The sequence below is a fragment of the Alteromonas sp. AWM4_230 genome (assembly GCF_056158305.1).
In genome coordinates, this window is record NZ_JBSWTB010000001.1 from 922,934 (window position 1) to 948,662 (window position 25,729).

Below are 25,729 nucleotides of genomic sequence, written 5' to 3' on the forward strand. Positions count from 1 at the left end.
CCCACCTAAGCTCTTTGACTTTTATAGCCTGACCTAACCGGAAAGCGTTAGGCACTTAAAAATAATCTAACGCTAATATTTAAAAAGCAGTGTCACCAATTTATCTGTTATATCTAGACCGGTATCATTTTCTACTTTTAAAAAGTAGGGGCTGGGATTTGCCTCTAGAAAAAAGTACTTTCCCTTCGCACATCTGCGCCAGTCGATTGCGCACCAATGCATGTCTAATGCTCGGCAAATTTTAATGGCCAGACGCTGAATCTCTTTTGGGATAATAGTCATAGATACGCTGGCATTGTCGTCGTTTCTATAATCCAGTTCGCTTGAGTCGATTTGTACGCTTAGCACATCATCCCCTAGTACATAGCTACGTACATTTTCGCCGGCAATGTATTTTTGGAAGGTCACAGGGCGCTGATTTAAAAGTGTATTTAGGAGCGGGCGCATATTAGGTTGTTTATTTACAAATTGTACCGTGCGACCGCCGCGCACGGGCTTATAAACAACATCACGCATGTTGTTGCAAAACTGAGAGGCGACTTCGGGGGCATTGCCTACGAAGGTGTAGGGTATGTGTGCACCCAACTTGCCTGCAACCCGTGATTGATAAGGCTTACATTGGTGGCTTCTCACTGCGTCAATAGAATTCACCCATTTGATGTCGCTATAGCTGAACCAACATAGTAATGTACTCGCCCGTTCTTGCTCGGTCCAAGTTGCATCAGCTAACAGTTTAGGTGGCTTATTGTTAAGCTCTTCTGTCTTAATCTGATTATTCACAGCGTGATTGGGTCGATTATTCTCACCTGATGCTGTCAACGAAGCTCTCGGCAAGTATTCATGCCAGTAGGCCGCTTTGGTGTTCGAAAAAGTCACTCTGGGTTGGTCACATAGTGTCGGTGAATTGAAATGGACTAATCCGTCGTCAAAATCAGGGTCATAGCTAATACTCCAAGCTGAACCGAACTGTTGCGTATTAGCGATATAAAAAGGGGTAGCTGTTTGACTAAGCGCCTTCGCTACGTGTTGAATTTGTGGGTCTTGCTCACTTCCTAAAAGTGCAACGTGCATTCGCGCTCCTTGCTAGCGGGTTATGGGTGAAGAGTATTGTTTTTAAAAAGCGCAACATATGGACAGTTCGTAAACGTTGGCTATCCATATGCTGACGCTAAGGGGGTTAAAGCTATGACAAAATATCTGGTAGTTTGCCGCCGCCTTCACCAATAGCCATGGTGATATAACCGGTTCTTTGGGGGCAGGGCCAACTACCGGTGAGGTATCGCTTAAACGAACGCGTAGACCGCCGGATACTTCAAACAGTTGCGCTTCCGCTAAAGCAACGGGCTCGGTGCTTGCTGGTGGGTTTAGATTTGGTTGGTTGTGATTTAGTTGATGGTGTTTCATAAAGTACGCTCCTTGTAGTGGCGTGTTGAGTGAAGAAGTGAAATCGCTTAAAGCGAAACCACTTCTCGGTAAAGGGTTCGAAAGCAGCAGGCGATAAGTGCTGAACGGCTACTGATATTGAGTTTTTTATAAATGTTGGCGCAGTGAAACTTAACGGTTCGCTCGCTGATAAATAGCTCCGAGGCGATCACTTTGTTAGAGCGGCCTTCCATTATTTTGTGTACTACCTGTAGCTCACGTTTCGACAAACAGTCCATGGGAATAACGGCGCCACGAGCGGTTATGCCACTTGCATCTATTTGCATGCGCTCAGCAGCTGTCATCAAAACTGCGGGTTCTCTTACTTCATGGTTTTTCATAGGGTTTCTCCGTGTTTACCAGATGTTGCGCTTCCTGTTACTTCAGAGGGAGAGCATGGTTGTAATGTGCCTTGTTCTAGGCGATAAACTTTGTCTGCCATGGCGATAGATTGGGGGCGGTGAGCCACAATAATTCGGGTCATATTCAGGGATTTGAGGTGATGATTTATCTGAGCTTCATTGGCCATATCTAGATGGCTGCTCGCTTCGTCTAAGAACAAAATGTCAGGCTCTTGATATAGTGCTCTTGCTAAAAGCAGGCGCTGCTTTTGCCCACCGCTCAAACTGCTACCCATATCGCCTACTAGCGAATGATATTGCATAGGCATGTGCATAATGTCGTGATGGATACAGGCTAGTTGTGCTACATAAACCATCTTCTTGAGGTTCGGGGCTTCTTCAAAACAACAGATATTTTGGCCTATAGTGCCGCTTAAGCAGGCGTCCTCTTGAAGCACAGAAGCGATGACAGGATTTACAGTACTAGGGTGCTCTATGCTGCCTTGTGAAGCTGGATAAAGGCCCATTAAGCACTTAAGCAAAGTGCTTTTCCCACAGCCGCTGCCACCTGTAATGGCTACGATTTCACCGGTTTTTACTGAAAGTGTTAGGTTTTTAAATACCCACTCACTATTTTCCCCATAGCGGTAGCTAAGTGACTTCACCCTAAGCGCGGTAGCATCTGTTAAAGCGCTACCGTCGAATGTGCTCCTTTCCAGCGAGTCAGCTTTGGGCTCGTTGGACAGGGGAGAGTTTGAGGTAAAAGCCGGACAATTAGGCGTATGTGTATGCTGTACGCCGAGCGAACGATCAGTGTTATATAGCGGCTGAACTTTAGTTTTTTGCTCTACTGGTGTAAGTAAAATATCGCTTAAACGGTTGAAATGAACGCCTAGCATATTAAGCTCAATAAGCTTATTAACTATACCGTCGATAGCGCCTACAAACCTTGTCTTATATGCCATAAAGGCCAGTAACATGCCTATTGAAAGGGTACCTTGCATGACAAGGTTCGCGCCAATATAAACAACGACTAGGTTTTCAACGCCAAATAGAAATTGGTTTGCCAGTGTGCTACCTATGTTAAATTTCCCTAAGGTGATGTCTTTGTTAAGCGTTGCAACTAGCTTGTTCTGCCATAGGCCATGGCGTTGTATCTCTTGCCCATACACGCGAATAGGTAAAATTGCCCGCACACTTTCCATAAAGTGGCTCTGTTCAGTAGCGGCCAGGGCAATGCGCTCAGTGGTATGCCTTTTAATGAATGGTAGAAGTCCCAGACGAATGGCCAGATAGATAAGCATTATCACCACGACCACTAAAGTAAGCTTGAAGGAATATAAACTCATCACGGCCAAGGTAACGATTGCCATTATTCCATCTAGCATCGCGGTAACGACCCCAGTGGTTAGAAACTCTCGAATGCTAGCCAGTGAACCAAAGCGGGATACCACATCACCAATATGGCGTTTATCAAAATAGTCTAAGGGAAGGGCTAAAAGATGTTTAAATACAGATGCAGACATCTGTAGCTGTAGGCGGGATGAAACGGACAAGATAACGAACTTTCTTATACCGCTTGTAAAGGTTTCTATAACTAATAATAGAGCAAAACCAATAGCGAGAGCTTTGAGCAAAGCTTCGTTGTTGTAGATTAATACATCGTCTACCACTGTTTGCATGTAGTAGGGTGCAGCAAGGGCAAAAATCTGCAGCACTACTGATAAGGCGAAAAGGGTTAGTAGGTTACGTTTAAAGCCAATGGCGCGGGAGAAAAACTGAGTAAGCCCAAGTTGAGGCGCAGACTTTTTGGGGCTAAATGTGTCACTTGGTGAGACCTCAAGCGCAATCCCCGTAACGTACTTTGAGGCTTCTTCAAAATTGAGCTTTCTTTTACCTAGGGCGGGGTCATGAACGAAAATATGCTTCCCTCTCACTTTTGTCAAAACAACAAAGTGGTTCATATCCCAATGCAAAATGGCTGGGCAAGATAACTGCGCAAGATGCTCCATTTCTATCTTTACCGCTCGGGTTTGAAAGCCCAGGTCACTGGCAATTCGCATTACGTCTTTTAAGGTCGTTCCTCGTAATGACACGGATATGCTTTGACGCAAAGTATTAAGGTCGCGCTTATCGGAGTAGTACTGTGCAATCATTGCCATACAAGCAAGTCCGCATTCAGCCGCTTCGCTTTGCAGAATAACCGGTACCCTGCTTGTTGTATGAAACAGTTGTGCCGAAAGAGGGTGTGTTAAACTCATCATGATTACAGCTTCCCTTTAATGCTATAAAGCGGTTCCATTAACCATTCCATAAGCGTGCGTTGACTTAATTGAACATCTGCCGAAAATGTCATGCCTGCTTTCAATGAAATACTGCTGCCGTAAGCCAATACTTCGTTTGTATCTAAGGTGGCAGTAACCAAGTAGGCTGGCTCGCTAATTGAAATAGGTGCATCGGCAAGTTCTCCCGGTAAAACAAGCGACGAAGAAATATTAACTATCTCGCCAAACTGCACACCAAACTTTTGATAAGGGAAGGCGTCATATCGTATGTGTAGGGTTTGGCCTTCTTGTAAAAATCCTGCTGAGCGCACGGGTACTGCGATTCGCGCTTGAATGTCAGCATTTTGAGGGAGTAGAGTGAGTAGAGGGCGAGCGCTGTCAACGGTATATCCCGTCTTTACATGAAGGCCTGATATCACGCCGCTGCGAGGTGCATAAATTATCTCTTCAGCATTACTTTTGTGACTCACAATTTGTTGGGTGAGATCGCTATAAGTATTCTCTATATTTGCCAGCTCGTTGGCTTGTTGCTCAGGCAAGGTTGCGAGTTCATGATTTATTGCTGCTATGTTGGCTTGCTCGCTATTCCAATCCTTTTTTGCTAAAGCTAGTTTCTGCTCTGCATTTAAGCGATTAAGCGAATGGGTTTCAACGTCGGCACGGCTAATATGTCCCTGCTTAAGTAAGGTTTGTGCTTTTTCCCATTGTTTAGATGCTAGAAGCCACTGTGATTGGGTTAGAGCAATAATGTCTTTCAACGTTTCTGAGGTATGTTTAGCCTGGGAAAGCTGCTCTTCCAAGCGCTGCTGCTGGGCTAGGTGCAAAGTGCGCAGGCGCTTAATACTTTGGTGAGTTCGGTTTTGTTTCGATTCTAGTTCGGCAAGTAACTGGGTACTGACTCTATGGCCTAATGCATCCTCGCTGCTGTAGCTGATTTTTATTAGCGGTGCGCCCTTTTCGACTAATTGACCTTCACTGACTATAACGTCGAGCACTTTTCCTCGCCTTGCGTCTGAATAAAGCTTGAAAACACCATGGCTGGGTTCTAGCCATCCAGTTACCGAAGCTTTTCGCGCATAGCTTTCCATGTTCAGGTAAGCAGCAACCGCCACAATCCACACGACAAGCAGCCCTGCTATTGCTGAATAGGCTGGTTTAGGGGTCATTAAAAAGCTCCCCTCAACGGCATTTGATTGCTCATCAATAACTTCTTTTCTAAACAACCCTGTTCTCATCTTCATCCCTATATAATTGGCTACTTGCGCTTGGGGTCCTGTTAAAGCAACCCTTTTTCTAAGTGCTAGTTTGCACATAAAGAGTATCTGGCTGCCGCTTCCATATCGGCGGTTAATCCTTGGCATCGTAATCCGTGACGCCTCCGTTTTGTTACTACCAGATACCTTGTGGTCAACGTTACTGCGGTGACGGTGTTTACTTTAGGCGGAGTGAGAACTTGATGAATGGTGCTTAAGGTCTATTTTTCTGTAGCATGCAGCCTCATTGGGCTTGGCGCATTTTTGAAAGCGCTTGGCCTAAATTTGAAAGTTGATATTGCGCAAGAAAAGGCGAAGAAATATAAAGAAGTCATAGAAGTGTATAAAGAATGTGCTATAAAAAACAAAGAAATATGAAAATAATACGGTAAGAATACGTAGAAGGACGCCACATGTTTGTACCCAGCATACTTTTGAAGCAACTTTACACGCGAGCAAGCCTTACTAAGACAAATAAAGGCTTATCTTTTTCGCTAAAAAACAGATTAAAAGACGCGACAATCAAGGAAGTAAAGTGGATATCGCTAGATGGAGAAAAGATTCCCGAAGACAAAATTTCACTACAACTCACGCCTGACTCCTGCATTTCTGTAAATGCATTAAATAAGTCGGACGGCGAGCCGTTTGGATTGCGTCAAACTATTACCGTGCACTTGGATATTGATGAAGCACCTTGCCCTGAAAAACGAAAATTGGGTATTTGCTTTTCGGCATCACCTTTTGGAAAGCTTAAATTTGAAGTAGAAGATAATATTACGGCGCCAGGTCAACGCAGTGCTTTTATTCCCCGTGACGATATGGACGACTATGGCGAAAGCATTATAAAAACACGCCAAGAATATTTTGAAAGCGCTACAGGCAAGAAAATTGACCACGTAGGTAAGTACTCAATCGACCCGCAAGCGCTTAAAGGCAATATCGAGCATTTCATTGGCGTGGCGCAGGTTCCTATCGGTATTGCTGGGCCGTTGACTATAAACGGCGAACACGCTCAAGGTGATTTTGTAGTACCACTAGCGACTACTGAAGGCACATTGGTAGCGTCGTACAACCGCGGTATGAAGCTACTTAACATGAGTGGTGGCGTAACGGCAACAGTAGTTGATGATGCCATGCAGCGCGCGCCGGTATTTATCTTTGAAAATGCGCGAGGTGCCAGAGATTTCGTTAAATGGATTAAAGCAAACTTCGAAAAGATTAAAGAAGAAGCTGAAGCGACCTCAAGCGTGGCTAAGCTAACCTATATCGATCACTTTCTGTCTAACAAATTTGCGTTTTTACGGTTTAACTTTAAAACCGGTGATGCTGCAGGTCAGAACATGGTGGGGCGAGCAACTTTTGCGGCTTGTGGGTGGATACTCGACCATTACGAGGGAATAGAGAACTTCTATCTTGAATCTAACTTTGCTACCGACAAAAAAGCCTCTCAAATAAACATTATGCGTACCCGTGGTAAACGGGTGACAGCTGAAGCCACTATTAAACGAGAGCATTTGTTAGAAGTAATGCGTGTTGACCCGAAGCAAATCGATTATCACGGCCGTGTGGCTGGAGTAGGGTCTTTCTTATCTGGTGTGAATAACACCGGTCTTCATTCGCCAAACGGTATTACCGCTATGTTTATAGCAACAGGGCAAGACGTAGCCAACGTATCTGAATCGTCAGCGGCCATGATGTATTCCGAACTTACCGACGATGGCGACTTATATGTGTCTATCACCATACCATCGCTTATTGTGGCTACCTATGGCGGTGGTACTGGTATTGGTACCCAGCGAGAGTGCTTGGAACTGTTAGACTGCTACGGGCGAGATCGCGTGTATAAATTTGCAGAAATCGTGGCGTCGGTTGTGCTGGCCGGTGAGATATCGCTAGCGTCAGCCATTAGTTCGTCAGACTGGGTGTCGTCACACGAACAGTATGGGCGTAACCGGTAGCAAGTAAATTTAACTAACGGAAAGTAAAAAGAGGCTTCACATTATGTGAAGCCTCTTTTGTTTAGCGGTTCATTTACTAATGCTCCCAATGATAGTGGTGCGCTTTCGCTTCCACTTCATCAGCCGTTTGTTGCGGCATAAAGGTCGCATTGTCTTGTTCAAAGAAGAACGGTTTACGTTTTTTCTTACTGCCTACTTCGTTCATGGTGGCCGACTCGTATACGCGTCCATTTAGTACAGTGTATTCTACGAATTCACTCTTTCTAATGTCGCTAAGCACATCGCCATCAATCACAACTAGGTCAGCAAGCTTACCTTTTTCGATACTGCCAAGATCTTTGCCCATACCTAGGTGTTTCGCGCCATCAATAGTACCACCGCGTAGCGCTTCCCAAGGCGTGAAGCCGCCTTGTTCCATGATCCACAGCTCCCAGTGCGCAGCTAAGCCTTCGCGCTGGCCGTGAGCGCCAATATGTACACTGACCCCATTATCTCGAAGCTCTTTGGCGTAGCTTGCTACGTTTTGATGGTTGTACTGATTTTCCGGTGCAGTAGGTCTTCGAATAGCGCGTCTATCTAGAATGGTTGACGGGGTATAGCGAAGAAGACGCGGGTTCTTCCACACTTCAGTTTTGTCGTACCAGTACTCTTCACCCATCATGCCGCCGTACGACACAACAAAGGTCGGCGTATAGCCAAACTCTGTGGCTTTCCATAGTTGAGTGACGTCGCTGTAGCCTTTTTCCACAGGAATGCTGTGCTCAAGACCCGTATGACCATCTACCAGCATGGTCAGATTCTGTTGAAGCTTACCGCCCCCTTCAGGCACAACCATCATCTCTTGATTTTTTGCTGCCCACAGCACTTGCTGGCGCTGATCGCGACGGGGCTGGTTGTAGCTTTTCACTGAAATAGCACCGGCTTCTTTCAAGCGCTCTACGTGGAAATAGGCATCTTCATAATTATTGATAATCGCTTTGTAACCTAGTCCTTCTGCACCGTATAAAATCGTGCCGGTGGAGTAGATACGTGGCGCAACAATATCGCCTTTACGCTGTAATTCTGCCGCAGCAAAAATTTCTGTCGTGTCGTTTGAAGGGTCATGAATGGTCGTAACACCGAATGACACATTCGAGTACTGACTCCAGTTTTGCTGAGGAATAATCTCATTGCGGCCCTGCGAGCCGTGAGCGTGCGCATCAACAAGCCCTGGGATAATGGTTTTACCCGTTGTGTCTATTTGCATTGCATCATCAGGAATGGTCACATCGCCACGTTTACCCACTGCTTCAATGCGGTTGTCTTTAATCAGCACAACGCCATCTTCAATCACCTCTTGGGTGTTGTCGGCATCGCGCATGGTTACCACTTTACCGCCAACCAAGGCTTTGTAGCCAGAAGGCTTGTCAGCTTTAGTGGTAAACGACAAGTTCATACCTTCAGCTACCGGCTCAGGCAAGGTTTCCGCAGCGCCATCAACAAAGGCAAAGGCTTCATCAAGTGAACGGCTAAATAGCGTAGGGCCGTTAAACCAGCTAAGGGTTTTATTGTCAGGCGACCACGTTAAGTATTCACCTGCACGGCTTGAAAGCTGCGTTACCGGCAGTGAGGTCATGTTCGGGCCTATGGTGATGCGCTTTCCATTTTCGACAAACGGCGCCACATACGTTTTGAACTGGTAAACAAACGCAACCCATTTCTTATCGTGTGAAAGTTTGTACTCACTTACCTTATCGGCACCGTAAAGGTGAGTTCGCTTGTCGTTACCCTTAAGATTAACGCTTGAAAGCTGGGTTTCGTAGTAAGCTTCGCCACCCGCTGATTCGGTGAAATACACTCGGTCGTCGTTACCCGCGAAATGCGCGTTGTAGCCGCCTTCAGAGACTTTTTCTACGGTGTCTTCTTCAAGGTCTGCTACGTAAATTCCAGGCTCAACCGAGTATTTGGGGTCTAGTAAGTAGCCGCCCGTAAACTTGCGGAAGACGACTTTCTCGCCATCGGCAGAGAACGACGGCTCAATGTAGTGACCTGGCTGCTGGGTAATAACCTTTCCTTTCCCGCCACGAGCAGAAACCACGCGAACGGTGCCTAGGTCTTGGTCATTCCATGTCGTATAAACAATCGACTTTCCGTCGTTTGAAAAGCGCGGATAGTATTCGTCATGGTCGTTTTGTTTCGTTAAACGCTTAATTTTGCCAGATTTAACATCGCGCACATAAAGTTTACCTAACGCTTGGAAGAGTACGGATTTACCGTTGGGCGACATTTGAGACCAGCGGATCATGCGAACGTCAAATTCATCAGGTGCGACATCTACGTCAAAGCGTAACGCATCGGCAAATTTCACCGTGCCTTCAACGGTCACGTCCATGGTGCTGGTGGTTTTATCTTTCACGTTGATAGTGTGGAACTTACCGCCCGTCCAATATACGATTTCGCTGCTGTCTGGCATCCAGTCAAAGTAGGCAAAGTAACCTTCCGAACCAAAGCCTTCCTGCATATCTCGCTCTAGTTCTAACGTCAGTGGTGTTTCTACACCTGTCTTGATGTCCTTAATGAAAAGCGCAGTTCTATCTTTAACGCGACGCACAAAAGCGATGTATTTACCGTCAGGTGAAGGCGTAGGAACCACAGCGCCGCCCGTACCGCTAATATAGCGGCTCTCTTCGCCGGTTTCGCGGTCGTAGCGAGTGATAGCAAAAATGCCTTCTAACGGGTCGCGGTTATATTCAAAACGAGCGCCAGGAACGGTATTTTCGGTAAAGTAAATATACTTGCCGTCATGAGAGAATACAGGGTCAGCAATGTTTTGTTGGTCGCGCTTCCCGCTGTTACGAGCTTTAATTTGTAGGCCGTCACCACCTGACTTGTGATACATCCAAATCTCGCCCGCAGGAATACTACGGCTAGACATGATGCCTTTGGTTACCACTAGGTATTCGCCGTCTGGGCTCCATTTAGGAGAGTGGATAAGATTGCTTTTCTCTTTGGTTACCTGACGAAGGTTACTGCCGTCAATGTCCATAACCCATACGTTGCTTAACCCATCTTTATCCGAGATAAATGCGATCTGTTTACCGTCTGGAGAAATTGAAGGGTGAATATTCCATGCGAAGTCTTGGGTCAGCGGGGTCGCATCGCCACCACTCATGCTCACTTTGTACAAGTCGCCCAGCATGTCAAAAACCATAAACTCGCCGTTTGGTGCAACGTCTAAGCTAGACCAGGTGGTTTCGTTTGTTCTGATAGTGACTTCGTTTAATGCATAAGGTGGGTTGCTGACTTCCCACTTTTCGACTTCGGATTCTGTTTTTTCACTGTCGTTTTGGGCGTATAAAGTAGGTGCAACGCCCAAGCCCAGGGCGCTTACTAGCGTGATGGCCAGTAAACTTTTCTTTGTCGTTATCATAATTGTGTTTCCAACCGCTTGTAATTTATTTTCTGTCTACATCAGAGTACATGACTTAACATGAAGATACGTACTCTTGAATTGTAAAACTAAGGTTAATCTTACTGCAAAGTAGGATAGATTCATTTAGCTAATGCGATTGTGGGTATAAAATTAACGTTCAACGAATGCACCATCACTTTCAGTGATGCTTGTCTATTACAGCAATAGTCGCTAATTTCGTAACAAGCTATTAACAACGAAATGTGTGGATATAATCGTGAGCGACGCTGAACAACAATTGCATTATTCTACTTGTACGCTTTGTGAAGCAATGTGTGGCATTGAAGTAGCGACGAAAGGCCGTCAAATATTGTCAATAAAAGGGGATAAAAATAACCCCTTTAGCCAAGGTCATATTTGCCCGAAAGCCAGTGCGCTCAAAGACTTATATGATGATCCTGACCGTTTAAAGCGCCCTGTAAAAAGGGTAAGACTTGAAGGAGGAGACAGCGCCTGGGAAGACTGCACCTGGGAAGAGATTTCGTGGGATGAAGCCTTCGACCTAGTTGCTAATAACTTGCACCGCATTCAACAGACCCACGGTAATAATGCGGTAGGTGTGTATTTAGGAAATCCTAATGCGCACAATATGGGCTCAATATTATTCGGACCGTATTTCTATCGTGCCCTCAAGTCGCACAACCGCTACTCCGCTACCTCCGTTGACCAGTTGCCACATCATATTGTTAGTCGACGACTTTTTGGTCATATCTCCCAAATTCCCATTCCTGACATTGATCACACGCAGCACTTTATGATCATCGGCGGAAACCCACTGGCCTCAAATGGCAGCATTATGACCGTACCAAACGTGAAAAAGCGTTTAAAGGGCATTCAAAAACGTGGGGGGAAGGTCGTCGTTATCGACCCTAAACGCAGCGAAACTGCCGATATTAGCTGTGAACATCACTTTATTCGTCCAGGCAGTGACGCGCTGTTACTGCTAGCTATGCTGCATGTATTGTTTGAAAAGCAGTTATACAAGGCGGATGAAATTTTACCTTATGCCGAGGATATAAAAGCGGTCGAAAATTACGTTCGCGATTATTCACCACAAAAGGTGAGCGAGCTTACCGGTATTACAGCTTCACAAATCACTCAGCTTGTTTTGGATTTCTGCAATGCCGAGTCTGCAGTTTGCTATGGCAGGATGGGGGCTAGCGTACAAGCCTTTGGCACGTTAACCCAATACCTTATCATGCTGTTTAACATGCTCACCGGAAACCTAGATAAGCGCGGTGGCATGATGTTCACCCAGCCGGCCGCTGACGTACTGCCAGTTTCAGGTAGGGGCAGTATGGGTGGATTTACCTCTCGCGTAAGAGGGCTTCCGTCATTTGCTGGTGAGTATCCGGTGGCGTGTTTAGCCGAGGAAATCTTAACCCCGGGAGAAGGACAAATTAAGGCCATGGTAATTGGTGCAGGTAATCCAGTGGTCACTACGCCAAATGCAGAACAGCTTGATAAAGCATTTTCTCAACTCGATTTTATGGTTGCGGTGGATTTTTACGTTACCGAAACCTCCCGACATGCAGATGTGATCCTTCCTCCGGTAACCGCGCTAGAACGCGACCACTACGACATTGTTTTTCATAACTTCGCCGTGCGAAATTTCGCTAAGTACTCGGAAGCGGTGGTGGACATTGACGAAGACCAGCTTACCGACTGGCAAATATACTTGTCTTTGGCAGAAAGGCTCGATGCGCTAAATGGGAAAAATACGGATCACTATGCCGCGCTTTGGGGCAAGCAGCCTAAAGGTGTGGTCGACGATTTGTTGCAAGCAGGTCTTTATGGTCGAGCTGCAAGTAAAAAAGAAGCCACCGATGCTAACTTAAGCGAAAGTTCAACTGCTATTCCGGTAGGTGGGTTGTCAATTGACACGCTTAAAGCACACCCACACGGGATTGACTTAGGGCCGCTACAGCCGTCTTTGCCTCATGCCTTGTTTCACGAAGATAAGAAGATCCACTTGGACTTTGATTACTTTATGGCTGACTTGGGTAGGGTAAATACGCATTTCTTTGAGAAGGGAGAAAATTCTCCTTCCCGTCCGCTGGTGTTAATAGGGCGCCGGCATATTAAAACCAATAATTCTTGGTTGCACAACAGCCTCCGTATGGTGAAAGGCAACAACCGCTGTACTCTCCAGCTTCACCCTGATGACGGCGTCAAATACGGCATTGCCGACGGTGATGAAGTATGCGTGAAATCGCGAGTGGGCCAGCTAACTATAGAGGCTGAAATCACAGATGCAATTATGCCAGGTGTGGTGTCCATCCCGCATGGATGGGGGCACAATAAAAAAGGTATTAAACTGTCTGTGGCAAGTCAGCATCCTGGTGTGAACACCAACATTCTTACAGACGATTTGCAGGTAGACGAACTGTCTGGCAATGCGGCACTCAATGGCGTACCCGTTGAATTAGAAAAAGTAAGCTAAGTACATAAAAAAGCGGCATTTACTTGCTAGTAAATGCCGCTTTTTGTGAGAAAACACTCATTTAAGCGCGTATTCCTAGGTCATAGTAACAAACTCTTCACCGCTGGTAGGGTGAATGGCCACACAGGCATCAAAGTCAGCTTTAGTCGCGCCCATTTTTATGGCAACAGCAAAACCCTGCAGAATTTCATCCATGCCGTGACCAATACCGTGTAGACCTACTACTTTTTCATCTTTACCTGCACACACTAACTTCATCTTGGTCATTTGACGATGGCGGGTTACCGCCGTGTACATAGACGCAAAGCTAGAGCTGTACACTTTAATATTGTCCTCGCCGTATTCTTCAATAGCTTCTGGCTCTGTTAGGCCAATAGTGCCAATAGGTGGGTGACTAAAGACCACGGTTGGAATAAGCGAGTAATCCATGTGAGCGTCTTTTTGCCCATTGAATAAGCGTTCGCTAAGTAAGCGACCCGCTTTAATTGCTACTGGAGTAAGCTCTGCCTCACCGGTAATATCACCTACTGCGTACACGTTTTTGGCAGTGGTGTTTTGGTACTTATCTACTTTGACCGTACCGTCATCACTTAACTCAACATCAGTATTTTCTATATCAATTTTGTCGGTAGACGGCTTACGGCCAATTGCCCAAATTAAGCAGTCAGCTTTAAGCACTTCACCATTGGTTAAATGTACTGATAATTCGCCATCGTCAGCTTTTTCTACTTTCTCTACGCTGGCATGGTCATGCAGTTTGCAGCCTTCAGCGTGGATCATATCCACCAAGGTCTCATGAATGATGGGATCAAAATTTCTAAGCGGTGCGTGTTTTCGAACCACTAGGTGCGATTCTGTGCCAAGGGCATGAAGTACGCCAGCTAACTCGACGCCAATGTATCCAGCACCAACCACAACAGCACGCTTAGGCTGCTCTTTTAATGCAAAGAAACCATCAGAATCAATGCCGTACTCGGCGCCTTCAATATCCGGAATTACTGGGTGACCGCCTACAGCAATCGTAATATGGTCAGCCGTATACTTTTCGCCGTTTACTTCTACTGTATTGTTATCGATGAATTTTGCGAAACCGCGAATAAGTGTTACATCGTTTGCAGTAAGTACGCGGTCATAAGAGGCATGGATACGCTCAATGTAGGCTTGGCGGCTGGCAATAAGGCTGTCCCAACTAAAGTGATTTACCGACAAATCGAACCCGTATTCAGGCGCGTAGCGGTGAACAGCTTCAGCAATTTGGGCTCCGTACCACATGGCTTTTTTAGGTACGCAGCCTACGTTTACGCAAGTGCCGCCAATATCTTTCGCTTCAATGATGGCGGCTTTCTTTCCGTGTTTAGCTGCACGGTTTGCAGATGCGATACCACCGCTGCCACCGCCAATACAAATATAATCAAAATGTGTCATTCAAAAAGCCTTCTTTATCGGTTTTACGATCGTGAACACAAGCATAAACGCTTAAACACGTTCGCACAGCAAATCATTTTTAAACGGTTCTGTTTATAAGATTAATTAAAAGACCGAGGTTTGCCTAATAGTGTTTCAATTAGTTAGTCAATGGGGACAATGCAGACTAAATAAAAGGGCGTGGCGCAACCCGCCTTAATTTATGTTGCGCCAGCCCCATTTAAGCTCAATGCCTTCAGAACTTACTCACTTATAGTAGCAGAAAGCTCTTCTGGTTCTATTTGAATACTGAACGCTTTTCCACGCTCTTCTTCAAATTGCACGAGTTTTTGAATGGTGGCATCACTAAAAATATGACCTTCAGGAAGGATAAGGATGTGACTATCGTTATACAAATTTTGGGCGAGGACCATGCCTGCTTTAAGCTGTGAAGCCTTCAATGATGTCGAAAGTAGCTTTGACGTAGTCACATCTTCTGCTTCGAGTAAAAGGTCCAAAAACTCGCCATCATAGCGGGTATTTCGGTGCTTTTTCATTTCTAATTTGGCATCGCGGGGGCTCATTTCAACACCACTCATTCTGCCTGTAACTAAACGCCAGTAGTCTCGGGCTATTGCTAAAATACGCGCCCCTGCGGGAATTTCTTTAGCAACTTTGTTATACAAACCAGAGCCATTGTAGTGCTCGAATTGAAACTCGATAATATCTGAAACTTGATGCAGTTCGTGAGCCGGCGCAAGGATCAGTGCAGCCTGTTTGGTTTGCGATAAATAATTTTGTTGCTGCTGATATTTAAGCTTTGAAAACGGCGCTTTAAAATCTTCGGTTTCAAGCCCTAATAGCCCAAGCTCACATATGAGACCTGCGTAGCGAACTTGTTTTATTTCGTCTTTCTCCAAACGTGCAATACGCGCAAGCTTTGAAGACAGCTCACTTACCTCAATGGCAAATTTCCCGTTAATGTTCGGGTTAATGCTAATCACGTTGAACAGCACTTGCTCCATGGCAATATTGTGCTTTTCAATTTTGTTAAGTGCAGCTTTAATTTGACGAGTACGCTTTTGGACCACTTGTTCTAGCGATGCATTCACATCTCTGAGCTTTCTATTCTGAAGGCGTGTAAGTTTTTGAAGACGCGTATTTTCAGCTTTTAATTTAACTCGCTCTAACCCTTCCTCAACTACTGCTTTTAATTCTTCGTTATCCCATGGCTTTTGAAGGTAGCGATGAATTTTTCCCTGGTTGACTGCTTTAATCGTGGATTCGATATCAGCATAGCCGGTAAGTACTACTCTAAATGTATCGGGATAATTAATAGCCACCTGTTCAAGAAGCTCAGCGCCAGACATTTGAGGCATCTTCATATCTGAGATCACAACGTGGACTTCGTTGTTGCTCATCAACTCCAGTGCCTTAGCACCGCTATCAGCAAGCAGCAGTGTAATATCCATAGTGAAGAGCGCACGTTTAATTGCACGAAGAATATTAGGTTCGTCGTCGACAAATAGGACGGTATAGGTTGTAGCTTGTTCAGTAGGCTCTGTCATAAAAATTATCCTTATACGCGACGTAACAACTATCACACGCAATGGCATGTTTTAACACTATTACTTTATGCATTATCAGCGTTACCATTACTTTGTAAGTCTTTGGATACGGGGTTGATAGGGAGCGCTAGCGTAAAGGTACTGCCGTCTCCTTCCGTGCTGGTGGCAGATAATGACCCACCGTGTTCTTGCGCGATACCAAATGAAATTGAAAGACCTAACCCCGTCCCTTGCCCTTCTGGCTTGGTCGTGAAGAAAGGATTAAACAGTTTATCAAGGTGACTAGGCGGAATACCGCAGCCTGAATCCTCTACCCGCAATTCTACAAACTCGCCAACCGTGCACGTTGTGATAATTATCTTTCCGTTTTTGCCGGTGGCTTCTATAGCTTGTCCGGCGTTAATGAGCAGGTTGGTAATAACTTGAGATATTTTACCAACGTTCATTTCTACATCCGGGATCCTTCCTAAATGGGTTTCTACCGTACAGATATATTTCAGTTGATTGTTAACCATCGCCAAAGTAGTACGTACACAATCATTAATATTGTGTTTTTGCATTTGATCGCTATCAACCCGTGAAAACAATTTAAGCCCTTTAACTATTTCAGCCACGCGCAGCAAGCCTTCGCGAGAGTCACTCAGTAAATCTGAAATGTCTTCGTTTATAAAGGCCATATCTTGTTTATCTAGCAATTTCTCTAGTTCAATCAGTGATGCTGCCCGTTTGTTTTCATCTTTCTCGCCTATAACAACTTGAATTTGAGAAAAGATCATTTGATAAGTAGCAACGTATTCACTAAGTGTTGAAATATTACTGCTTACAAAACCGACGGGGTTATTAATTTCATGGGCAACGCCAGCGGCAAGCTGGCCTACTGATGCCATCTTTTCTGCCTGAAGAAGTTGAACTTGGGCTTCTTTTAAGTCTTTGTTTGTTTCTTCTAGCTGGTAATTTTTTTGATTGAGTAGAGACGTTCTGTCTTGCACTTTTTCTTCAAGAAGCGTGTTTAACTCTTTAAGCTCATCCTGCGCACGCTGACGTTGTTCGTGTTCCTCTTTTAACCGCTCTACAAGTTGATTAAATGCTTCAGCAAGCTCGCTTAACTCATCTTTGCCTCTAACTGGAACAAACACTTCTCTGTAATTATTGTACTTAACTGCCTCGCCAAGGTGTTTAGCACCCTGCAAAAGCTGCTGAAGCTGAGACATTAAAAACGAACCAAGTAAATATGAGCACAAGCCAACTAGAACGAACTCCATCAAAGCGAGCGTTACGGTCCAGTTTCTCACTCTTGAGACCGACTCAGTTACAGAAGCGATGTTTAATCCAATTTCTACATAGCCGTAAACAGTGTCGTTGACCATGATTGGTGCGCGGGTATCGTATACCCCATCGTCAGCTGCTGACACCGACAAGTCTGCTTCAAAAGGGCGGCTAAGCGCGTCCTCACTGCCTTTCTCTACAAACACATTGCCAAGTTTATCTTTTACCTTCACGTAGGCAATATTCGGGTTAGTGAGAATTTCAGATACATCTGCGTCAAGAGAAGCTAAGTCATAACTTAAAAAAGCATTTTTTGTTGTAGAAACGAAAAGCGCAACAGTGGTGTCCGCAGACTTTTTGATGTTGCTGTCAACCAGATCGTTTAATAATTGGAACACGGTCACAATTAGCACCAGCAGCAAGAGCGCTGCGATGCTAGCAATGCCGGTTATTGTTTTAAATCGTAACGACAGCTTCATCTGCTCGTTTCTCATAGGTGTGGTCTAGAAAGCGATGCAATACCCAGCTCTCTAACGTCATTCCAATCGCTGTCGTTAGATTCAACAAATTCACTCAACCCAATTTTGCGAAGAATTGATGACTTACTACTGTCATTAGATAATGCAATCAATGCATTAAGAATAGCTTGTCTATCTGCTAACGCCATTTTGGGGTGGGTGGCTATAGCGTGTGGCGTGTAACCTTTGCTTTCCCAAAGCACTCGTAAATCACTTTTCACTGCCTCGGGTGAGATGTTTAGCGTTCGATGAATGCCTCCACCTGCTTTAAAGAAATCGCGCTGAACCGACAAGTACACTGAATCGTGCGAATTTACATAACGCGGAATGAATGCAACATTGTTATTGCGCAGGTGGGCGCTGGTAATAATAGTGGCCGCAAACGCCGCGGGCGCTGGGAAGGCTATTTCGGCACCATTTAGATCATCAATTGATTGAATAGTACTGTCTTGATGAACCACGATTAATCCGCGAATTTTTTTGTCACGTTGTCTAGCAAGAGAACGATAGCCTGCAGATTCGTTAAAAACTACAAAGTGATAGGGGTTCATGTAGGCAATGTCGTAAAGCCCAGCAGTCAAGTTTGCTTCGAAAGTGGGAATATCTTTAGTTGTCTTAAACTCGATTGCAAGCCCAGTATAATTACTCACGTAATCAATAAGCGGTTGCCACCGTTCAGCCAAAGTTTTGGCTGACTGCTGTGGAACGACGGCGAAAGTTAGCGTTTTTGCGTTAGAAGAGAGCGTAACAACAGTAAGACATAGAGCTGTTATAATGATCATTGCTAGCCGCGACATAGTGCACACCCTCTCATCAAAATTACATCGACATGAATTGTTCTAAGACATTCGTTAAATCATGGTTTGAGAAAGGCTTTTGAAGCGTGGCATCAGCGCCTATTTCTAGCGCACGCTCAAGACTGATATCGTCTAGGGCAGAGATAACAATAATTTTTAAATCTTTGTGCTTGTTTTGCTCTCGAGTGAATTCAATAACACTGTAGCCATCCATGCCTGGCATACTCAGGTCGAGGGTCATCACTTTAGGTTCGTACTGACTTAACATGATCCCTGCTTGGAACCCGCCAGTCGCAATGTATGAATCGAACCCTGCACGACGAGCCACACGCTGTATTGATTTCGCTACCGGCATCTCGTCATCAACAATTAGAACAGATGGCGAAGCAATGCCTTTGAGTGCGTCAGGAATAGGCATGTCGTGGCGTTCAAGAAATTCTATGAAGTCCTCAACAAGAATACGATTGTTACCACGCCCAGGAAGCTTAAAGCCTTTAAGCTTCCCGCTTTCAATCCATCGAATTACAGTGCGAAGGTTCACATCGCAATACGACGCTATTTCGCCAGAGGTTAAGGTTTTCATATCTAAGCCTTGTAGATTTATTACACAGAATTATAGCTGCTGTATCACAAGGAGACAAAGTAGACAAAAGGATGAAATGTGACATTTGTGACAAGTGCTTCGTGAGGTCACAAGTTGCTAACCACCTTATTTATATTTATTTGAGGAACGCTTCAAGCACACTAACCTCAACAAATCTTCGTGATCCTTACTTTCAAACTAGAAGTAACTTCAAGATAGGTCAACCGCGGCTTAAACAATGGCTTGCTTTTAGTCAACGAAACCCCATCATTATTCTATCAACGTGTTAAGAGTGAAAAAGATTATGACAACCCCAGCAATCGAGATGGTAGACGGCCTACCAATTTTTTCTGCTATTGAGCCTGCCTCTATAAAGCCAGCTATCGAAAAAGCCATTGAAGCTTGTAAAAGTGAAATAGAAGAAGTGGTAGCGTCGAATGATTACTCTTACAAGAATTTAGTATTACGCCTTGAAGAGGTAGACGACCGCTTAAGCAAAATGTTCTCCCCTGTGTCTCATATGAACAGTGTAGTAAGCAGCGATGAGTTGCGAGAGGCGCATGATGCGTGTTTGCCGCTTTTATCTGAATATGGGACTTGGGTAGGTCAGCACGAGGGCCTTTATAATGCTTATGCTTCACTAAAAGCGTCTGACGAGTTTGAAACCCTGAGCGAAGAACAACAGAAAGTCATTGAGAACGCGGTACGCGACTTTACGCTCTCAGGTGTTGCCTTGCCTGCACAACAAAAGAAACGTTTTGCAGAAATTCAGGCAAAGCTTAGTGAGTTATCGTCAACCTTCTCAAACAATGTGATGGACGCCACCATGGGCTGGACCAAACACGTTACCGATGAATCTGAGCTTGCAGGTATGCCAGAGTCAGCTTTAGAAGCGGCAGCGCAAGCTGCGCACCAAAAAGACTTACAGGGATGGTTATTCACCCTGGATATTCCGTCTTATTTACCCGTTATGCTTTACGCGGATAATCGTGAACTTCGCGAAGAAATGTATCGAGCTTATTCAACCAAAGCATCTGACCAAGGGCCAAATGCTGGTAAGTGGGATAACACCGACATTATTAAAGAGACCTTAACGCTGCGCACAGAGCTGGCTGAATTGTTAGGGTTCGCTAGCTATGCGGAGCGTTCACTGGCTACCAAGATGGCAGACTCTACCGATCAAGTAATAGGTTTCTTACGCGACTTGGCGGCTAAGTCTAAACCTCAGGCGGAAAAAGAGCTTGAAGAAGTAAGAACGTACGCCAAAGACAAACATGGTGTTACCGAATTAGCAGCATGGGATTTACCGTATTACAGCGAAAAGTTGAAGCAAGAAAAGTACACTATTTCTGATGAAATGCTGCGCCCTTATTTCCCTGAAGACAAAGTGCTATCAGGTCTTTTTGAAGTAGTGCATCGCTTATATGGTTTGAAGATTATTGAGCAGCCAGGCATCGACACCTGGCATAAAGATGTACGTTATTTCACTATAACCGACGATGCCGACGCATTGCGTGGTAGCTTTTACTTAGATCTTTACGCCCGTGCTAAAAAACGTGGCGGGGCATGGATGGATGAATGCCGAGTACGACGTGAAATGATAGACGGTGAGCTACAGCTGCCGGTTGCGTATCTGACCTGTAACTTCAATGCCCCTGTCGGCGATAAGCCTGCGCTGTTTACGCACGATGAAGTCGTCACCCTTTTCCATGAGTTTGGTCATGGAATCCATCACATGCTTACAAAAATGAGCGTGGCTGGCGTATCTGGCATTAACGGTGTGCCATGGGATGCTGTTGAACTACCAAGTCAGTTCTTAGAGAACTGGTGTTGGGAAGAAGACGCCCTTAATTTTATTTCTGGTCATTATGAGACCGGAGAGCCGCTTCCAGCTGATTTGCTCGACCGCATGCTTGCGGCTCGTGATTATCAATCTGCTATGCAGATGGTTCGTCAACTTGAATTCAGTCTATTTGATTTCTTACTGCACAGTGAAAAGGGCAGTGAAGTAGACGTGCAGGGTACCTTGGACAAAGTGCGCGAAGAAGTTGCCGTAGTTATTCCGCCATCGTTCAATCGCTTCCAAAATGGTTTTGGACACATTTTTGCAGGTGGATATGCAGCGGGCTATTACAGCTATAAGTGGGCTGAAGTCCTTTCTGCAGATGCCTACAGTAAATTTGAAGAAGATGGCATCTTCAATCGCGATACGGGCAAAGCGTTCTTAGAAAACATTTTAGAAATGGGCGGCAGCAAGCCTCCTATGGATTTGTTTGTTGCCTTTAGAGGGCGCGAGCCGAAGGTTGACGCTTTGCTTCGTCATAGCGGTATAAAGGGCTAGGCATACATGAAAGAGTCGAAGTTAGAGTCTTTCCAATCTATCTACCGCCGTGCGTGCGAGCGCAAAGGCGGTGAAAGGGGGCTTGAGGCAATGCTTCAAGCCCCGCTTTCTAAAGCGCAAATTGAAGCCATTAGTGATGATCGCTTTTTAGCGGCAATGACTAAGCAAGTTTTTAAATCTGGCTTTGTATGGCGAGTCATCGAGCAAAAATGGCCAGATTTTGAAACCGTATTTTTCGGTTTCAACGTGGATAAAGTGTTGCTGATGCCAGATGAAATGCTAGAACAAAAAGCGTCGGATAAGCGCATTGTTCGCAACTATAAAAAAGTGATGACTGTGCGAGATAACGCCATGATGATTAAAAACGTGGCTATGGAGCACGGTAGCTTTGGCAAGTTTGTCGCCAGCTTTGATAAAGACAACATCACTGAACTATGGGCATTTTTGAAAAAGCGCGGCGCGCGATTAGGTGGCAATACAGGCCCCTACATGCTCCGCGCATTGGGTATTGATACGTTCTTGTTCTCTCGTGACGTTGAAGATTACTTGCGCAAAAACGACATTATAGATGGCGGGTTAACATCGAAAAAGTCGCTGTCTGCAGCAAATTCAGCATTTGCCCAATGGCATAAAGAAAGTGGCCGTTCGCTGCAAGAAATCAGTGCCATTGTGGCATTTAGCTGGGGCACGAATAATCTTACCGCTTAATACAGGTTAGCGTTGTTTAGAGCCTCCTAATGTTTTTAGTAAACAGGTATGTGCCTCGCAGGTTCACGCAAAGAGCAAGCTAACGGTTTGCTTTTCAAGCTAAGGCAGACAGGCATAAAGCTTTTGCTTCAGCACACAATCCTATACACTTCGGCATTAATAACAATATTCAAATTACAGGACTGTCATGAGCGACAATCAAACTCCCGCTACGCAAGCAGACTCTGCAATCGACAATGCTAACGAGCATACGACACACTTCGGTTTTAAGCAGGTAGATAAAGGGCAGAAAGCCTCTTTGGTTGCTAATGTTTTTGACTCTGTTGCTGCGAAGTACGACGTAATGAACGACTTTATGTCAATGGGAGTACATCGTTTATGGAAGCGATTTACCATTGACTGCAGCGGTGTGCGTGCGGGTAATAAAGTACTGGATATTGCAGGTGGTACTGGCGATTTAACAGCTAAGTTTTCGCGTTTGGTGGGCCCTACAGGACGCGTAACCTTAGCTGATATTAACTTGTCTATGCTTAAGGTGGGGCGTGATAAATTGCGCGATCGGGGTTTGGTTAGCAATATTGATTATGTACAAGCCGACGCAGAAGCGCTGCCGTTTCCTGACAACCATTTCGATGTGGTGACCATGGCATTTGGTCTTCGAAATGTGACGGAAAAGCAAAACGCGCTAAATTCTATTTTTCGTGTGTTAAAACCCGGTGGTCGCTTACTGGTTTTAGAGTTTTCTAAGCCTACGTCAGAGCAGCTAAGTAAGCTTTACGACATGTATTCTTTCCACATCTTGCCGAAAATGGGGCAGCTGGTGGCGAATGATGCAGAAAGCTACCAATATCTTGCTGAAAGTATTCGCATGCACCCTGATCAAGAAACATTAAAAGGCATGTTTGAACAGGCTGGCTTTGAACAATGTGATTACCAGAATCTAACCGGCGGTATTGTGGCTCTGCATAGAGGCTACAAGTTTTAATGCCTACTTCAGCGCTTGTTACCGCTACGGTTGAATCGGCTCTAAACAAACTGCTGTCTTTAGATGAAGACAGCGAGAAAAGATTAAAAGTCCTTAACGGTGCGAGACTTACCGCGTTTATTTCGCCGCTGCCTTACGGTATAACCTTGTCTTTTTCTGACCGAGTGGACGTACTCAGCGAGCAAGGCTCGTTTGAAGACGCCGTCGCGTCCCTTGGGCCGAAAGACTGTTGTATTAAAACGTCGCTACAGACCTTGCCTGAGTTAAAAGAAACCAGCCAGCTGACCCGCCTTATTCAACAAAAAGCACTCTTTTTAGAAGGGGAGCTGAACGTTGCCCAGCAAGTCAGCGCTTTGTTCCAGCAGCTCGACATCGACGTTGAAGAGTTGATTGCTCAAAAGACCAATGACGTTATCGCACACCAAACCGTGAAAACGGTAAAAATAGTGCATGAAAAATCGATGACGGCGCTAGCGTCTATGGCGAAAGTCTTCGGCAATGCCGTAGTAGAAGAAAAACAGCTAGCTGCACATAAGCTTGCGGTAATGCACTTTAGTGATGAAGTGAATGCGCTTCGCGACAGGGCAGAAAGTGCCGATGCGCGACTGCGCCGTTTAGAAGAAAAATTTAAGTAAGATTGAGAGAAACAGGCTCATAAATGCGTATTGTTAGGTTATACCGAATTAACAAGGTATTGTTGGAACACGGTTTAGATGAACTTATTCCAGCGAAGTGGTTACCCTGGTACGCGCGAATTATGCGCCATGCCATTTTTTGGGTGCGCAATAAGCATAAAGGGAAATCTCCTGGGGAGCGCATTACTCTTGCATTGCAAAACCTTGGTCCAGTCTTTATCAAGTTTGGTCAAATGCTTTCTACACGCCGCGACCTGCTTCCCCCAGCTATTGCTAATGAGCTTGCCCGCTTACAAGACAAAGTACCACCTTTCTCGTCAGACGCTGCGCAAGACATCATCAAGCAGGCGCTAGGGCTGTCTAATTTAAATGAGTTGTTTAGCGAATTTGAAACCGCGCCACTCGCGTCGGCCTCTATTGCGCAAGTTCACGCAGCAAAGTTAAAGCACAATAACGAAGATGTTGTAGTAAAGGTATTAAGGCCGGATATTCGCGATACCATAGTGGCGGATATGGAGCTTTTATTTAGCCTAGCAAATGTCCTACAGCGTTGGTTGCCAGACGGCAAGCGTTTACGCCCTGTAGAAGTGGTAGTGGAATACCGCAAAACCATTGTAGATGAGCTTGATCTGCTCCGTGAGTCAGCTAACGGTATCCAGCTAGGACGTAATTTTGAGGGCTCAGACGCCTTATACGTACCTAAGATTTACAGCGACTACTGTCGCAGTAATGTATTGGTTATGGAGCGTATTTACGGCTTACCTATTTCCAATATCGATGCTTTGTTAACCCAAAACACCAACATGAAAAAGTTAGCAGAGCGCGGGGTTGAAGTTTTCTTTACCCAAGTATTCCGGGATAGCTTTTTCCATGCTGATATGCATCCGGGCAACATTTTTGTATCTACGGAACATCCTGAAAACCCCAAATACATCGCCATCGATTTTGGCATTGTTGGTACGCTTAATCGCGAAGATAAGCGCTATTTGGCCGAAAACTTTATCGCCTTTTTCAACCGCGACTATCGCAAAGTGGCGCAACTTCACGCCGACTCAGGTTGGGTGCCGCAAGATACCAACATTGATGAGTTCGAAATGGCCATTCGCACAGTATGCGAACCGATATTTCAAAAGCCTTTGGCAGAAATATCCTTTGGTAACGTACTGCTACAGCTATTTAACACGGCACGACGTTTCAATATGGTGGTACAGCCGCAATTGGTGTTACTGCAAAAAACCTTGCTGTATATCGAAGGTTTAGGTCGTCAGCTTTACCCCCAGCTCGATTTATGGAAAACCGCCAAGCCGTTCCTCGAAAACTGGATGAAGGAACAAATTGGTTTTACGGCTATGATGGGGAAAGTAAAAGACAACTTGCCTTTCTGGTCTGAAAAACTCCCTGAAATGCCAGACCTGCTTTACGACAGTTTACAGCAAATGAAGCGCTTGCCATTGCAACAGCAGAGGGCACATTTGGCACTGATTCAAGAGCAGAAGAAAACAACTCAGACCACTCACTTAAGCCTAGTAGGTGCAACCTTTGTACTGATGTCAGCAATATTGCCAATTTATGACTTATCTTGGTATTTCCCTGCAAGTACGGGAGTAATCGGCGCAATTTGTTGGTATTTAGCGTGGCGAAAAGGGCTGTGATTTTTGTTACGCTGCGGTGAAATATTTATGAAATCCGTAGTTAATTAATTAATTTGTATAGTAATCGTCCCGAAGAGTGTTATAGTGGATACGGCTCTAAGCCAAAGTCTTTAAATAGA

At 45.2% G+C, this 25,729-nt stretch carries 18 protein-coding genes; 7 read left to right on the forward strand and 11 right to left on the reverse strand.

Translation table 11 applies throughout. From position 1 onward, the window contains the following. Positions 1 to 72 precede the first annotated feature (72 nt). From ACXACS_RS03990 to ACXACS_RS04010, 5 genes are read right to left on the reverse strand one after another with little or no spacing between them, the layout of a single operon-like run. Entirely contained in the window at positions 73 to 1,071 is a 999-nt protein-coding gene (locus tag ACXACS_RS03990) for an ATP-grasp domain-containing protein (protein ID WP_474804336.1), read from the reverse strand. 42 nt (positions 1,072 to 1,113) lie between these two features. Beyond that, entirely contained in the window at positions 1,114 to 1,404 is a 291-nt protein-coding gene (locus ACXACS_RS03995) for a hypothetical protein (RefSeq protein ID WP_474804338.1), read from the reverse strand. 47 nt (positions 1,405 to 1,451) lie between these two features. Further along, a complete protein-coding gene (locus tag ACXACS_RS04000) occupies positions 1,452 to 1,763 on the reverse strand; it encodes a helix-turn-helix domain-containing protein (protein ID WP_474804341.1) in 312 nt (103 codons plus the stop codon). Further along, on the reverse strand, positions 1,760 to 4,027 hold the full coding sequence (locus tag ACXACS_RS04005) for a peptidase domain-containing ABC transporter (protein ID WP_474804344.1): 2,268 nt from the start codon (positions 4,025 to 4,027) through the stop codon (positions 1,760 to 1,762). The genes ACXACS_RS04000 and ACXACS_RS04005 overlap by 4 nt, the downstream gene beginning before the upstream one ends. Positions 4,028 to 4,029: 2 nt before the next feature. Beyond that, positions 4,030 to 5,283, reverse strand: coding sequence for an HlyD family secretion protein (locus tag ACXACS_RS04010; RefSeq protein ID WP_474804347.1), 1,254 nt, complete (start codon positions 5,281 to 5,283; stop codon positions 4,030 to 4,032). 431 nt (positions 5,284 to 5,714) lie between these two features. On the opposite strand from ACXACS_RS04010, the gene ACXACS_RS04015 reads away from it, so the two are divergent. Further along, positions 5,715 to 7,259 (forward strand): hydroxymethylglutaryl-CoA reductase, encoded by a 1,545-nt coding sequence (locus ACXACS_RS04015; RefSeq protein WP_474804350.1) that lies wholly within the window; start codon positions 5,715 to 5,717, stop codon positions 7,257 to 7,259. A gap of 76 nt (positions 7,260 to 7,335) precedes the next feature. Here the strand turns inward: ACXACS_RS04015 and ACXACS_RS04020 are convergent, their stop codons facing one another. Further along, positions 7,336 to 10,668, reverse strand: a complete 3,333-nt coding sequence (locus tag ACXACS_RS04020; protein WP_474804353.1) for an amidohydrolase family protein — start codon at positions 10,666 to 10,668, stop codon at positions 7,336 to 7,338. Positions 10,669 to 10,927: 259 nt separating this feature from the next. Between ACXACS_RS04020 and ACXACS_RS04025 the strand changes: the two genes are divergently transcribed. Further along, the gene (locus ACXACS_RS04025; RefSeq protein WP_474804356.1) at positions 10,928 to 13,153 is read left to right on the forward strand and encodes a molybdopterin oxidoreductase family protein; all 2,226 of its coding nucleotides are present in this window, start codon (positions 10,928 to 10,930) and stop codon (positions 13,151 to 13,153) included. A 75-nt stretch (positions 13,154 to 13,228) separates the two neighbouring features. On the opposite strand, the gene gorA is transcribed toward ACXACS_RS04025, so the two are convergent. The 5 genes from gorA to ACXACS_RS04050 all read right to left on the reverse strand — a co-directional run bounded on the left by gorA (position 13,229) and on the right by ACXACS_RS04050 (position 19,289). Continuing rightward, entirely contained in the window at positions 13,229 to 14,578 is a 1,350-nt protein-coding gene (gene gorA / locus ACXACS_RS04030; RefSeq protein WP_474804359.1) for a glutathione-disulfide reductase, read from the reverse strand. A 242-nt stretch (positions 14,579 to 14,820) separates the two neighbouring features. Continuing rightward, positions 14,821 to 16,125 carry a response regulator c-di-GMP phosphodiesterase, NosR family gene (nosR, locus tag ACXACS_RS04035; protein WP_474804362.1) on the reverse strand — a complete coding sequence of 435 codons (1,305 nt, stop codon included), beginning with the start codon at positions 16,123 to 16,125 and terminating at the stop codon, positions 14,821 to 14,823. A gap of 65 nt (positions 16,126 to 16,190) precedes the next feature. Further along, positions 16,191 to 17,870 (reverse strand): sensor histidine kinase, encoded by a 1,680-nt coding sequence (locus tag ACXACS_RS04040; RefSeq protein ID WP_474809208.1) that lies wholly within the window; start codon positions 17,868 to 17,870, stop codon positions 16,191 to 16,193. Positions 17,871 to 17,881: 11 nt separating this feature from the next. Continuing rightward, positions 17,882 to 18,706, reverse strand: coding sequence for a phosphate/phosphite/phosphonate ABC transporter substrate-binding protein (locus tag ACXACS_RS04045; RefSeq protein ID WP_474804365.1), 825 nt, complete (start codon positions 18,704 to 18,706; stop codon positions 17,882 to 17,884). Between the two features lie 22 nt (positions 18,707 to 18,728). After that, positions 18,729 to 19,289 carry a response regulator gene (locus ACXACS_RS04050; RefSeq protein ID WP_179984746.1) on the reverse strand — a complete coding sequence of 187 codons (561 nt, stop codon included), beginning with the start codon at positions 19,287 to 19,289 and terminating at the stop codon, positions 18,729 to 18,731. Positions 19,290 to 19,593: 304 nt separating this feature from the next. Here ACXACS_RS04050 and prlC point away from each other — a divergent pair, with 304 nt between their 5' ends. The 5 genes from prlC (at position 19,594) to ubiB (ending at position 25,610) form a co-directional block, all read left to right on the forward strand. After that, entirely contained in the window at positions 19,594 to 21,630 is a 2,037-nt protein-coding gene (gene prlC, locus ACXACS_RS04055; protein ID WP_474804369.1) for an oligopeptidase A, read from the forward strand. A gap of 6 nt (positions 21,631 to 21,636) precedes the next feature. Then, positions 21,637 to 22,338, forward strand: a complete 702-nt coding sequence (locus ACXACS_RS04060; RefSeq protein ID WP_474804372.1) for a DNA-3-methyladenine glycosylase I — start codon at positions 21,637 to 21,639, stop codon at positions 22,336 to 22,338. Between the two features lie 187 nt (positions 22,339 to 22,525). Further along, positions 22,526 to 23,323 carry a bifunctional demethylmenaquinone methyltransferase/2-methoxy-6-polyprenyl-1,4-benzoquinol methylase UbiE gene (ubiE, locus tag ACXACS_RS04065; protein ID WP_118491819.1) on the forward strand — a complete coding sequence of 266 codons (798 nt, stop codon included), beginning with the start codon at positions 22,526 to 22,528 and terminating at the stop codon, positions 23,321 to 23,323. Continuing rightward, on the forward strand, positions 23,323 to 23,958 hold the full coding sequence (locus ACXACS_RS04070; protein WP_474804375.1) for a ubiquinone biosynthesis accessory factor UbiJ: 636 nt from the start codon (positions 23,323 to 23,325) through the stop codon (positions 23,956 to 23,958). Before ubiE ends, ACXACS_RS04070 begins: the two co-directional genes overlap by 1 nt. Positions 23,959 to 23,981: 23 nt before the next feature. After that, on the forward strand, positions 23,982 to 25,610 hold the full coding sequence (gene ubiB / locus ACXACS_RS04075) for a ubiquinone biosynthesis regulatory protein kinase UbiB (RefSeq protein ID WP_474804376.1): 1,629 nt from the start codon (positions 23,982 to 23,984) through the stop codon (positions 25,608 to 25,610). Positions 25,611 to 25,729 lie beyond the last annotated feature (119 nt).

Coding starts and splice junctions, on each gene's coding strand:
- ACXACS_RS04000 (WP_474804341.1), bottom strand. CDS start 1,763: ATGAAAAACCATGAAGTAAGAGAACCCGCAGTTTTGATGACAGCTGCT.
- ubiB (WP_474804376.1), top strand. CDS start 23,982: ATGCGTATTGTTAGGTTATACCGAATTAACAAGGTATTGTTGGAACAC.
- nosR (WP_474804362.1), bottom strand. CDS start 16,125: ATGACAGAGCCTACTGAACAAGCTACAACCTATACCGTCCTATTTGTC.
- ACXACS_RS04060 (WP_474804372.1), top strand. CDS start 21,637: ATGAAAGAGTCGAAGTTAGAGTCTTTCCAATCTATCTACCGCCGTGCG.
- ACXACS_RS04045 (WP_474804365.1), bottom strand. CDS start 18,706: ATGTCGCGGCTAGCAATGATCATTATAACAGCTCTATGTCTTACTGTT.
- ACXACS_RS04005 (WP_474804344.1), bottom strand. CDS start 4,027: ATGATGAGTTTAACACACCCTCTTTCGGCACAACTGTTTCATACAACA.
- ACXACS_RS04010 (WP_474804347.1), bottom strand. CDS start 5,283: ATGAGAACAGGGTTGTTTAGAAAAGAAGTTATTGATGAGCAATCAAAT.
- ACXACS_RS04040 (WP_474809208.1), bottom strand. CDS start 17,870: ATGAAGCTGTCGTTACGATTTAAAACAATAACCGGCATTGCTAGCATC.
- ACXACS_RS04015 (WP_474804350.1), top strand. CDS start 5,715: ATGTTTGTACCCAGCATACTTTTGAAGCAACTTTACACGCGAGCAAGC.
- gorA (WP_474804359.1), bottom strand. CDS start 14,578: ATGACACATTTTGATTATATTTGTATTGGCGGTGGCAGCGGTGGTATC.
- ACXACS_RS04070 (WP_474804375.1), top strand. CDS start 23,323: ATGCCTACTTCAGCGCTTGTTACCGCTACGGTTGAATCGGCTCTAAAC.
- ACXACS_RS04050 (WP_179984746.1), bottom strand. CDS start 19,289: ATGAAAACCTTAACCTCTGGCGAAATAGCGTCGTATTGCGATGTGAAC.
- ubiE (WP_118491819.1), top strand. CDS start 22,526: ATGAGCGACAATCAAACTCCCGCTACGCAAGCAGACTCTGCAATCGAC.
- prlC (WP_474804369.1), top strand. CDS start 19,594: ATGACAACCCCAGCAATCGAGATGGTAGACGGCCTACCAATTTTTTCT.
- ACXACS_RS03990 (WP_474804336.1), bottom strand. CDS start 1,071: ATGCACGTTGCACTTTTAGGAAGTGAGCAAGACCCACAAATTCAACAC.
- ACXACS_RS04020 (WP_474804353.1), bottom strand. CDS start 10,668: ATGATAACGACAAAGAAAAGTTTACTGGCCATCACGCTAGTAAGCGCC.
- ACXACS_RS03995 (WP_474804338.1), bottom strand. CDS start 1,404: ATGAAACACCATCAACTAAATCACAACCAACCAAATCTAAACCCACCA.